This window comes from Sulfurimonas sp. ST-25, from assembly GCF_048079205.1.
Taxonomy (GTDB): domain Bacteria; phylum Campylobacterota; class Campylobacteria; order Campylobacterales; family Sulfurimonadaceae; genus Thiomicrolovo; species Thiomicrolovo sulfuroxydans.
The window spans coordinates 1,886,480-1,897,253 of sequence record NZ_CP182225.1 but is presented as its reverse complement, the minus strand read 5'-3'; the positions used below and the strand labels follow the sequence as shown (position 1 = coordinate 1,897,253).

General features: G+C 55.3%; 10 protein-coding genes and 1 rRNA gene. All 11 read left to right on the top strand.

Annotated features, from left to right (window positions below; translation table 11 throughout):
* Position 1 precedes the first annotated feature (1 nt).
* Positions 2-886, top strand: coding sequence for a UDP-3-O-acyl-N-acetylglucosamine deacetylase (gene lpxC / locus ACM66T_RS09760; RefSeq protein ID WP_231018844.1), 885 nt, complete (start codon positions 2-4; stop codon positions 884-886).
* Positions 879-1,331: a hypothetical protein gene (locus tag ACM66T_RS09755; protein WP_231018843.1), complete on the top strand. Its 453-nt coding sequence runs from the start codon at positions 879-881 to the stop codon at positions 1,329-1,331. Before lpxC ends, ACM66T_RS09755 begins: the two co-directional genes overlap by 8 nt.
* 9 nt (positions 1,332-1,340) lie before the next feature.
* Entirely contained in the window at positions 1,341-2,222 is an 882-nt protein-coding gene (gene thrB, locus ACM66T_RS09750; protein ID WP_231018842.1) for a homoserine kinase, read from the top strand.
* A gap of 29 nt (positions 2,223-2,251) precedes the next feature.
* The gene (locus ACM66T_RS09745; protein WP_349636714.1) at positions 2,252-2,506 is read left to right on the top strand and encodes a DUF448 domain-containing protein; all 255 of its coding nucleotides are present in this window, start codon (positions 2,252-2,254) and stop codon (positions 2,504-2,506) included.
* A complete protein-coding gene (gene infB, locus ACM66T_RS09740) occupies positions 2,496-5,114 on the top strand; it encodes a translation initiation factor IF-2 (RefSeq protein ID WP_416768478.1) in 2,619 nt (872 codons plus the stop codon). Before ACM66T_RS09745 ends, infB begins: the two co-directional genes overlap by 11 nt.
* Positions 5,111-5,476, top strand: coding sequence for a 30S ribosome-binding factor RbfA (gene rbfA, locus ACM66T_RS09735; RefSeq protein ID WP_231018836.1), 366 nt, complete (start codon positions 5,111-5,113; stop codon positions 5,474-5,476). Before infB ends, rbfA begins: the two co-directional genes overlap by 4 nt.
* On the top strand, positions 5,466-5,897 hold the full coding sequence (locus ACM66T_RS09730) for a ribosome maturation factor RimP (RefSeq protein ID WP_231018834.1): 432 nt from the start codon (positions 5,466-5,468) through the stop codon (positions 5,895-5,897). The genes rbfA and ACM66T_RS09730 overlap by 11 nt, the downstream gene beginning before the upstream one ends.
* On the top strand, positions 5,891-6,901 hold the full coding sequence (gene ribD, locus ACM66T_RS09725; RefSeq protein WP_231018833.1) for a bifunctional diaminohydroxyphosphoribosylaminopyrimidine deaminase/5-amino-6-(5-phosphoribosylamino)uracil reductase RibD: 1,011 nt from the start codon (positions 5,891-5,893) through the stop codon (positions 6,899-6,901). Before ACM66T_RS09730 ends, ribD begins: the two co-directional genes overlap by 7 nt.
* Positions 6,894-7,604: a bifunctional demethylmenaquinone methyltransferase/2-methoxy-6-polyprenyl-1,4-benzoquinol methylase UbiE gene (gene ubiE / locus ACM66T_RS09720; protein ID WP_231018831.1), complete on the top strand. Its 711-nt coding sequence runs from the start codon at positions 6,894-6,896 to the stop codon at positions 7,602-7,604. The genes ribD and ubiE overlap by 8 nt, the downstream gene beginning before the upstream one ends.
* 3 nt (positions 7,605-7,607) lie before the next feature.
* On the top strand, positions 7,608-8,873 hold the full coding sequence (gene xseA, locus ACM66T_RS09715) for an exodeoxyribonuclease VII large subunit (protein ID WP_231018830.1): 1,266 nt from the start codon (positions 7,608-7,610) through the stop codon (positions 8,871-8,873).
* Positions 8,874-9,215: 342 nt separating this feature from the next.
* Positions 9,216-10,719, top strand: a 16S ribosomal RNA gene (locus tag ACM66T_RS09710).
* Positions 10,720-10,774 lie beyond the last annotated feature (55 nt).

Sequence of the window (10,774 nt, the reverse complement as noted above, 5' to 3'; positions counted from 1 at the left end):
CATGAAACAGACGACGATCGCAAAACCGGTGGAACTGGTGGGAATCGGCTTACACAAAGGTTCTCCGGTACGTCTCCGGCTTGAACCTCTTGAGGCGGACAGCGGGATCGTCTTCGTCCGCAAGGATGTCGGTGTTTCCATTCCCCTCAAGCCCGAAAACGTCGTCGACACGCAGATGGCGACGGTGATCGGAAAAGACGGCTTCGTCATCTCGACGATCGAGCATCTTCTCTCCGCGGTGTACGCTTACGGCATTGACAACCTCCGCATCATCGTCGACGCCGACGAAGTCCCCGTCATGGACGGCTCCAGCGCAAGCTTCTGCCTCCTGCTGGATGAGGCGGAAACGGTCGAACAGGATGCGCCGAAGCGTATTATGCGTATCAAGAAGGAAGTGACGATCAAAGAGGGGGACAAGTACGTCAAACTGATACCCTCGAACGACCTGCGCTACCACTTCACCATCCGTTTCAAGCATCCCGTCATTTCCGAACAGCACTTCGACCTCGACTTCAGCCGTGAAACTTACAAAGCGGAGATCGCGCGTGCCCGCACCTTCGGTTTTCTTCACGAGGTCCAGTATCTCCGCTCCAAAGGGTTGGCCCTGGGCGGCAGCCTGGAGAACGCCGTCGTCCTGGACGAGAAAAAGGTGCTCAACCCCGAAGGGCTGCGCTACAGTAACGAGTTCGTCCGCCACAAGATCCTGGACGCCATTGGGGACATGTCCCTTATCGGCATCAACTTCATTGGGGAGTACGAGGCCTTCGCCGGGAGCCACGACCTCAACCACAAGCTGACCCTCGAGCTGCTCAAAGACCCCGCGAACTACGAGGTTGTCGAGATCGCGACGGCGGAAGCGAAGGCGATGGCCAAAGCATATGCATGATGCCGTCGTCATTGCACTGACCACCCCGATCGTTGTCGGGATCTACAAAGAGGGGGAACTCGTCGAGCGTTTCGAGAGTACGAAACAGAGCTCCGATTCCCTCCCGGAACTTTTCGAGACGATTCTGAAAAAATACACCCTCGCACATCTCATTTACGCTAAGGGCCCCGGCAGTTTCATGGCCATCAAGATCGCCTACCTCTACCTGAAAACCCTCAGTATCGTTCTGGGAACACGCCTGCTCGCCGCCGATGCATTTTACTTCAATGGCAACCGCCCGCTCAAAGCCGTTGGGAAGCTCTATTTCGTTAAAATGGCGGACACAATCAAGACGCAAAAGTTCGAAACGCCGGTTGAGGCGGATTTCCGGCTTCCGTCCCACCTGGATCTCAATGATTTTTCCGACGATGCATTGCCCTACTACGGGATCGGAGCCGTCGGTTAAGGAGCACGATTGATTATCAGCGTTCCGGCGACAAGCGCCAACCTCGGACCGGGTTTCGACACCCTCGGTCTTTCCGTCGACCTGCGCAACAGGGTCGAGTTCAAACCGTCGCGTTTTTTCAGCGTTTCCATCAAGGGCGAAGGAGAGGGTAACCCTCGGCTGAAGGGCAATAATATGTTTGTCAGTATCTTCAACGAGCATTACCAACGCCTGACGCACAAAAAACAGAATTTCAAATTCCAGTTTTACAACAGCATCCCCCTTTCCCGTGGGCTTGGAAGCTCTTCGGCCGTAATCGTCAGCGCCATCGCCACGGCGCACGAAGCAGCGGGTGTACGTGTCTCAAAACGCCGGATCCTGAACCATGCCCTTGTATATGAATCGCATCCGGACAACATTACGCCGGCGGTCATGGGCGGCTTCAACGTCGCCACGGTGGAGAAGAACAAGGTCTTTTCGCAAAAAAAGCACCTCCCCGATTACCTGCGGGCGGTCGTGGTCATTCCCGACAAGCCGATCTCGACGGCGAAGTCACGCACGACACTGCCCAAGTCCTACAGCAAGGAGAACGCTGTCTTCAACGTCTCGCATGCTGCGCTGACGGTGGCGGCGTTCTTTAACGAGGATTGGGAGATGCTCAAGATCGCGACCCAGGACCGTTTCCACCAGAAAACACGGATGAAAATGATGCCGGAGCTCTTTACGATCCAGAAGGCGGCGTATGAGCAGGGTGCACTGATGAGTACGCTCTCGGGGAGCGGGTCAACGTTCTTCTCCCTGTGCTACGACGAAGACGCCGCAGGGCTGGCGGCGAGGCTTGAACAGCGTTTCCCCCAGTTTGCGGTCAAAATTCTCAACCTGGACAACTACGGCCTGACGGTCGAACGCTGAAACGCTCATTCAAGGAAACTTTGGATATAATGCGCCAAAATTATTCGGGCCCCGTTCGTATGTGCGTCAGCTGTCGGAAACGGGAAGCACAGAATCAACTGTTGAGATTGCAATGCGCCGAGCGTTCCCTGCGCCCCTATAGCGGGACGGGACGGAGCTTTTATCTGTGCCCGGAGTGTTTCACTGCCAAACAGACTGCCAAAGCGCTCGCCCGCCAATGCAAAAGCGGGGAGATCGAGCGCCTGCTGAACGAGTTAAAGGAGATCATCACGGATGTCAGATAAAGTTAGAGTAAGCGAGATTGCCAAAGAATTGGGTATCGCATCAAAAGAGGTCGTCGAAAAAGCCCAGACAATGGGGCTTGGCCACGTAAAAACGGCTTCAAACTCCGTTTCGATGGAAGAGGCGGAGAAGATCGCTAACTTTATCATGAGCGGTACGACGCCTGCGGCGCCGGCACCGAAAGTCCGTGTCGTGAAGAAAGCGACCGAAGCCAAAGAAGAGGCGGCTGCACCGGCCGAAGCCAAAGAAGCGGCGGCTGAAGCTCCGGCGGCGAAAACCGAAACACCGGCAGCTGCCGAGGCAGAAGCGGAACCGAAAGCGGAAGAAGCGGCGGCGGAGAAAAAACCGAAACCGGTTTCAGGAGCAGTCGTCCAGCAGACGGAACCGGCCCTGAAGCAGGTGACGCCGATCAAGCGCAGCGGTCTGCGGATCAAAAAGAAAAACCGCCCGTCCGCCCAGGAGACGGCCAAGGTCTCCAAAGAGACGACGAAACTCTCCAGTTACGGAAAACTCAATGCGGACGTCCTTGAAGAGCTTGCCCAGAAGAAAAGAGCCAAGAAAGCTTCCAAATCGACGCCGACACAGCGCAAAACCAGTGGGACTTCCCTGGATATCTTCGGTGGGTCCATGTCGGACGTCTCCATGGATTACGATGACGACGAAGTCGTACTGCTCGACCTGAGCGAAGCGACGCAGGACAAACCGAAACTGCCCGAAGAGCCGCAGCGCCCGCGCGAGAAGAAGCCGGTCGGCCGCGGCGGCGGTCAGAAGAAGCCCGGCGGCAACCGTCCGCGTCAGGTCGCTCGTAAAAAGCGCAGAAAATACACGAAAGAGAAGGGTGCGGAGGAAGTTATTACCCACGTCGAGATCCCTGAAGATATCCGCGTTTACGAATTCGCCGAGAAGATCAACCACCCGATTTCCGACGTTATCAAGGTCCTTTTCAACCTCGGCATGATGGTAACGAAGAACGACTTCCTTGGCAAGGACGAGATCGAGATCCTCGCAGAAGAGTTCGAGGTCGAAGTCACGACGATCGACCCGACAAACGCCTTCAACTATGAAGAGGAGTACGTCGAAGCGGAATCCGAGGAGCACCTCGAAGAACGCCCGCCGGTCATTACGATCATGGGCCACGTCGACCACGGTAAGACCTCTCTGCTCGACGCGATCCGCAATGCTCGCGTCGCCCACGGTGAAGCCGGCGGTATCACCCAGCATATCGGTGCGTATACGGTAGAGCAGCGCGACAAAAAGATCACTTTCATCGACACCCCGGGCCACGCCGCCTTCAGCGCGATGCGTGAACGCGGTGCCCAGGCAACCGACATCGTTATCATTGTCGTTGCGGCGGACGACGGCGTTAAGCCGCAGACGATCGAGGCGATCAAGCACGCCAAGGCGTCCGAAGCACCGATCATCGTCGCGGTCAATAAGATGGACAAAGAGGGCGCGAACCCGGATCTGGTCAAAGGACAGATGGCAGAGCATGAAGTCTCTCCAATCGATTGGGGCGGGGACGTCGAATTCGTACCGGTTTCCGCGAAAACAGGCGAAGGGATCGATGAGCTTCTGGATAACATTCTACTGACGGCGGAAGTGATGGAGCTTACGGCCAACCCGGAAGCGGCGGCCAAAGCGGTTGTCGTCGAGAGCTCCGTCGAGAAGGGCCGTGGCCCTGTCGGAACGGTCATCGTTCAAAACGGTACACTCAGCGTCGGCGACAACGTCGTCTGTGGCAAGGCGTTCGGCCGGGTCCGCTCCCTCATTAACGACCAGGGAGAGCAGATCAAGGTCCTGGGACCGAGTGAAACCGCCGTGGTTGTTGGTCTGAACGAAGTCCCGGCTGCCGGTGACATCATGATCGCGATGGAGAGCGACAAAGAGGCGCGTGAGTATGCACAGAAACGTGCCGAGTACGAGCGCCAGAAAGAACTCTCCGCCAGCACGAAGACCTCTCTGGATGAACTGACGGCCCTGATCGCGGAAGGGAAACTGAAATCCCTCAAAGTTATCCTGAAAACGGACGTCCACGGTTCGCTCGAAGCGATCCGCACCTCACTGCTTGCGCTGCGCAACGACGAGGTCAAGGTCGATATCATCTCCTCCGGCGTCGGCGGGATCACCGAAAACGACGTGGAGCTTGCGAACAGTTCCGAAAACAGCGTCCTGCTCGGTTTCAACGTTCGTCCGACGGGTGCGGTCAAGGCATTGGCGAAACAGCGCGGTGTCGAAATCCGTACCTATACGATCATCTACCAACTGCTCGACGACATTACGGGCATGCTGACGGGTATGATGGCACCGAAATTCAGCGAAGAGCACAGCGGCCAGGCCGATGTCCGCGAAGTCTTCAAGATCCCCAAAGGGATGGTTGCGGGCTGTCTCGTCGTCGACGGCAAACTGGTCCGCGGCGGCCCGGTCCGCGTGATCCGCGACGGTGTCGTTATCCACGAAGGTGAACTGACATCGCTCAAACGCTTCAAAGATGACGTCAAAGAGGTCGGTAACGGCTACGAGTGTGGGGTTGTCCTTAACGGCTACGACGATGTCCAGGTCGGTGACGTCATCGAGACCTTCACCCGTGTGGAGCAGAAAGTAGAGCTGTGACGCCCGCAGAGATCAAGCTTAAACGCACCGACGCGATCCTGCAGGAGCTTATCCCCGAGGCGATCTCGCAACTCGGGGATGCCCGTCTGCATGAACTCGACGTCATCGAAGTCCGCTGCGCCAAGGGGCGCAGCGACGCCAAAGTCTACCTTGACCCCCACGACTACAGCGAAGCGGAGCGCAATGCTTTTTTGAAACAGCTGCGCAAAGCGCGCCCGGTCATCGAAGATTACTGCATGAAAGACCAGGGGTGGTACCGCTGCCCGAAACTGGCATTCGTGTTTGACGATCAGCTCCAGAAGACACAGCAGATCGAGGCGCTTTTCAAACAGATCGAAGGGGAGAAACACGATGAGTCTTGAGACCGATATCAAGAACCTGGTCGAGTCGATCGGCCTGCACCTTTATGATACGTCTGTTGTTACTGAAAACGGTGAGACGATCTACCGCGTCAACGTTATCGGCGAAGGCGGCACGACGATGGATCAGTGCGTCGAAGCGACGAAGCTGATCTCTCCAATGCTCGATGTTACCCCGCCGGTTCAGGGCGAATACCGTCTCGAGGTGAGCTCGCCGGGCGTGGAGCGCAAGCTCAAAACCCTGGAGCACTTCCGCTTCTCCGTCGGCGAAAAGGTAGAGCTGACCCTGCAGGACAAAACGAAACTGCGCGGCGAACTCAAAAGTGTCGGCGAAGACGGCATTTTGAGCATCGAAACCGAGGCGGGAACCGAAGCGGTCCCCTTTGACAGCGTCGTCAAGGCCGCAACCTACTTCGAGTGGTAACACGGATGGCCCGGCCTGATCCGATGGCGCTGGCCGTCGATGCGGCGTGGGCTTTCCAGGGGTGTACGTTCCCGAACCCGGCCGTTGGTGCTGCCGTTACCGATGCTTCCGGCCGAATCCTTTCCGTCGCCGCCCATGAAAAAGCGGGCGGTCCTCATGCGGAAGTTCTGGCGCTTCAGCAGGCCTTTGCTCTTCTGACTTCTGACACTGCGATCCTGGCACTCACTGATTCCGGCACGATCCATGACTATCTTCTGACCCATCATAACGGATGTTTCGTTTCCTGCACGATCCACGTCACCCTCGAGCCTTGTGCCCATCACGGTAAAACCCCCTCCTGCGCCCGTCTGTTGGTAGGCGTGCGGATGGGGCGGGTCGTCTACGCGGCGGCGGATCCGAATGCGGAAGCGGCCGGCGGAGCATCCATTCTCAGTGAAGCGGGTATTCGTGTCGAGCACCAACCTTCCAAAGCGTCGGAAGATCTGCTTTTTCCCTTCGTACAGTGGCAGAAAAAGCCTTTTGTCACGTTCAAGTGGGCCCAGCGGCTCGACGGAACGATAGACGGAGGGACCATCAGCGGGAATGAATCGCGCCGATTTGTGCACGCGATGCGTGACGCGGCGGACCTGCTTGTTATCGGGGGCAATACCGTACGTACCGACCACCCGACACTGGATGCGAGGATGGTGGAGGGCAAGGCACCGGATATCCTTATTCTCTCCAAGCGTGACGATTTTGATCGGACGATCCCGCTCTTCAACGTCCCCGGCCGGAAGGTGATGATCGCGTCTGATCTCACTGCAATTGACCGGTACCACAATGTTCTTGTCGAGGGTGGTCCGGGGATGTTCGAAGCGGTACAGTCGCAGTGCGATATGTACCTCTGTTTTGTTGCGCCTTCAAGCGGTGGTACAATACGCTTTCTGCAAGAGAGAAAACAATTTGAAATCAGGCACCTGTCCCGTTCGGGGGAGGATGTCAAACAATGGATGGTGAATGGATAGACAGGAAAAAATCGTATCGATGTTCGACGAGATCGCGCCGACATATGACAAGGCGAACCGCGTCATGAGTATGGGAGTCGACCGCAGCTGGCGCCGAAAAGGGTGCGATAAGGCCTTCGGTTTCTATAACCGGCCGGAACTTGATCTCATCGTTGACGTCGCCTGCGGGACGGGAGATATGATGGATTACTGGCGACAGCGCGCCGCTGTCAAAAACATCAGCGTCAAAAAGATCCTCGGCGTCGATCCCTCCGAGGGGATGGTCGGTGTCGGCCGGAAAAAGTTCCCCGATTTTGATTTTGCCATCTCCAAGGCGACGGAGCTTCCCGTTGAAGCGAATACGGCGGATATGCTCAGCATCTCCTACGGCATCCGCAACGTCGTCGAGCGTGAAGAAGCCCTGCAGGAATTCAACCGTGCCCTCAAACCCGGAGGAATGGTTGTGATCCTGGAGTTCATGAAAAATGAACACCCCTCATTTCTGGGCAAGATCCGCGACTTCTACATGACGAAGGTCCTGCCGAAGATCGGCGGCTTTATCTCGAAGAACAAAGAAGCCTACGAATACCTGCCCAACTCCATCGAGGGCTTCCTGACAGTGGAAGGGATGCGCGGCGAACTGGAAGCTGCCGGCTTCGAGCCACTCTTCATCCAGAGTTTTTCCATGGATATCTCCACGCTGATCATCGCCAAGAAGGTGTAAAGCGTGCAGGCGGTCTCCGTATCGGCCCTCAACGAACAGATCAAGAACCTTCTCGAGACGACTTTTGTCCAGGTCGCCGTCGAAGGCGAACTCTCCCGAATTACCTATCATAACAGCGGCCACATCTATTTCACCCTCAAAGACAGCGGTTCGGCGCTCAGCGGCGTCATGTTCCGCGGAAACGCGGCCCATCTGCGTTTCCGGCTCGAAGAGGGTCTCAAAGTTGTCGTCCGCGGCGGGATCACGCTCTACAAACCCCGCGGCACGTACCAGATCAATGCCCAGATGATCGAACCTGCGGGGCAGGGGGCATTGGCCCTGGCCTACGAACAGCTGAAAAAACAGCTCTCGGAAGAGGGGCTTTTTGAAAGTGAACGGAAAAAGCCGCTGCCGCGTTACCCGAAAAAAATCGCCCTGATCACCTCTGCGACGGGAGCGGCGCTTCAGGATATGAAGCGGGTGGCGGCGCACCGCTGGCCCCTGACGGAACTTTTCGTCTATGACAGCATCGTCCAGGGAGCACAGGCGCCTTTTTCACTGGCGGCAGCACTGAAGGCGGCTGATGAAGCGGGATATGACGTCATTGTTCTGAGTCGGGGCGGGGGAAGCCTTGAAGACCTGTGGGGTTTCAACGACGAAACCTTGGCAAGGGGGGTTGCGGCAGCAGCAACCCCGGTCGTCTCCGCCGTCGGGCATGAGATCGACTGGGTGATCACGGACTTCGTCGCCGACCTGCGGGCACCGACTCCTTCCGCCGCAATGCAGATGATTCTGCCGGACCAGTATGAAATAATGATGAACCTCGATGCGCTCCAGGAACAGCTGGACCGCCGTGTTAGCGAAAAGCTGCAGGTGAACATGCAGACGGTTACCCATCTGTACGAACGTTATCGACAGCATTCGGTCGAACAGAAGATTAAAGAACAGGGCGAACTGCTGCTGCAACTGCAACAGCGGTTTGATCAAAGCATCGCATACCGGCTTCAGCAGGCGGCATCTATGCTGGAACCGATGTACACCCGCCTGGACCAGAGCGAAGTGCTCCTGCTGAATCAGAAGCAGTCGCTGCTGAATGCATTGGAGCGAAACATCGAATCCCAGGATCCGAAGCTCAAAGATAAAAAGGGATATGCCCAGGTTGTCAAAGAGGGGCGCCCCATTTCCCTTTATAATGTAAGAGAAGGGGATGAAATCAGTCTGATGGACAGCCGCTTTACGGCGGTTGCCGAGGTTAAATCCATACGCGAAAACAGCGCAAATAACAAGTAACAAATTTACATAAATTAGCAAATTCGAAGAAATTTCACAAAATTCGAAAATTTGCGCAGAAACCTCTTGACATTGCTTTAGGAATCCCCTATAATTCCCGTCCACAAACGATGAGAGGCATCGAAAGAAGCCGATCAGCCGGGTCTTCGAGTTGAAGATTTGGGAAGTTTGAGATCATTGAAAACTAAGCAAGTGGGATGGACAGATGCGAGTCTGGAAGTCTTACTTAGATAAGACACAATTTAACCGTCTATTACTATATAATAGTGATAGACACTATACAGCCAATGATTTTATATCTTGGGCTGGATCAGTAATCGTTTCTTCGGAAACGTCTTTTCAATTATGGAGAGTTTGATCCTGGCTCAGAGTGAACGCTGGCGGCGTGCTTAACACATGCAAGTCGAACGGTAACAGGGAAGAGCTTGCTCTTTTGCTGACGAGTGGCGCACGGGTGAGTAATGTATAGGTTACGTGCCCCTCAGTCTGGGATAGCCACTGGAAACGGTGATTAATACCGGATACTCCTGTTCGCAGGGAAAGGTTTTTCGCTGAGGGATCGGCCTATATTGTATCAGCTAGTTGGTGAGGTAAGAGCTCACCAAGGCGATGACACATAGCGGGTTTGAGAGGATGATCCGCCACACTGGTACTGAGACACGGACCAGACTCCTACGGGAGGCAGCAGTGAGGAATATTGCACAATGGGGGAAACCCTGATGCAGCAACGCCGCGTGGAGGATGACGCATTTCGGTGTGTAAACTCCTTTTATTAGGGAAGAAAATGACGGTACCTAATGAATAAGCTCCGGCTAACTCCGTGCCAGCAGCCGCGGTAATACGGAGGGAGCAAGCGTTACTCGGAATCACTGGGCGTAAAGGACGCGTAGGCGGGTTTTTAAGTCAGGTGTGAAATCCTATGGCTCAACCATAGAACTGCACTTGAAACTGGGAACCTAGAGTATGGAAGGGGCAGATGGAATTAGTGGTGTAGGGGTAAAATCCGTAGATATCACTAGGAATACCGAAAGCGAAGGCGATCTGCTGGGACATAACTGACGCTGAGGCGTGAAAGCGTGGGGAGCAAACAGGATTAGATACCCTGGTAGTCCACGCCCTAAACGATGAATGCTAGTCGTCGGGGCTCTTGTAGTTTCGGTGATGCACTTAACAGATTAAGCATTCCGCCTGGGGAGTACGGTCGCAAGATTAAAACTCAAAGGAATAGACGGGGACCCGCACAAGTGGTGGAGCATGTGGTTTAATTCGAAGATACACGAAGAACCTTACCTGGCCTTGACATTGATAGAATACTGTAGAGATACGGTAGTGCCAGTTTACTGGAGCTTGAAAACAGGTGCTGCACGGCTGTCGTCAGCTCGTGTCGTGAGATGTTGGGTTAAGTCCCGCAACGAGCGCAACCCTCGTCCTTAGTTGCCAGCAGTTCGGCTGGGCACTCTAAGGAGACTGCCTTCGCAAGGAGGAGGAAGGTGAGGACGACGTCAAGTCATCATGGCCCTTACGGCCAGGGCTACACACGTGCTACAATGGGACGTACAGAGAGTTGCGATACCGCGAGGTGGAGCCAATCTCATAAAGCGTCTCTCAGTTCGGATTGTACTCTGCAACTCGAGTGCATGAAGCTGGAATCACTAGTAATCGTAGATCAGCTAAGCTACGGTGAATACGTTCCCGGGTCTTGTACTCACCGCCCGTCACACCATGGGAGTTGATTTCACCCGAAATCGGGATGCCAAACTGGCTACCGCTTACGGTGGAATCAGCGACTGGGGTGAAGTCGTAACAAGGTAACCGTAGGAGAACCTGCGGTTGGATCACCTCCTTTCTAGAGTAACCGGGCCTCATTCGTTTGAGGGCCCGAAGAGAAAATCTCACACAGA